This window comes from Streptomyces sp. SID14478, assembly GCF_010548525.1.
GTDB lineage: Bacteria > Actinomycetota > Actinomycetes > Streptomycetales > Streptomycetaceae > Streptomyces.
In genome coordinates, this window is the sequence record NZ_JAAGMG010000026.1 from 1 (window position 1) to 744 (window position 744).

Annotated in this window: 1 protein-coding gene; it reads left to right on the plus strand. The window is 72.4% G+C overall.

The window, feature by feature from the left end:
- Nucleotides 1-198: 198 nt before the first annotated feature.
- A partial coding sequence (locus tag G3I40_RS00905) for a helix-turn-helix domain-containing protein (RefSeq protein WP_164300214.1) occupies nucleotides 199-744 on the plus strand: 546 nt, incomplete at its 3' end.

Genomic DNA, 744 nt, shown 5'->3' on the forward strand with positions numbered 1-744 from the left:
GGCGTGGCGGCGGGCGCGGGGTCCGTCGCGGCCCGCACGAGGACGGACGGCGGCTGGGGCTGGGGCTGTGCCATGGGTGGGGCCCATCCAGTCTCGGGTCACTTAGGTTCAGTGAATGAACTTACCGGGTCCCATTGAACGTAGCACGGTAGGTTCGGTCATTGAACCTTGAGCGGGAAAAGTGGCTACAGTGGGGACATGGCTCTCGGCAAGGACTACGCGGCGCAGGAGTGCTCGGTCGCCCGCGCACTGGAGATCGTCGGCGAACGCTGGACGCTCCTCGTGGTGCGCGACGCCCTCTACGGCGTGCGGCGCTACAACGACTTCCTCGTCCACCTCGGCATCCCGCGCGCCGTCCTCGCCACCCGGCTCCAGGCGCTCACCGCCGCCGGAGTCCTCGAAAAGCGCCGCTACCAGGAGTCGCCGCCGCGCGACGAGTACGTCGTGACCGAGCTCGGGCGCGGGCTGTGGCCGGTGCTGCGCTCGCTCGGCGCGTGGGGGCGGGCCCTGCCCGGCGGCCTGCCGATGCGGGAGTTCCGGCACGCCGCGTGCGGCACCGAGCTCGGCGTCGTGGGGGAGTGCGGCACGTGCGGGGGCCTCGTGCCGCCGCAGGACGTCGAGATGCGACCGGGCGCCGGACTCGACCGGGACCCCGCCGATCCGGTCAGCCGGGCACTGCTCGCACCCCGGCGGCTGCTCCAGCCGGTCGTGACCGATGCGACCCCGGCGCTGTATAACTGGCAG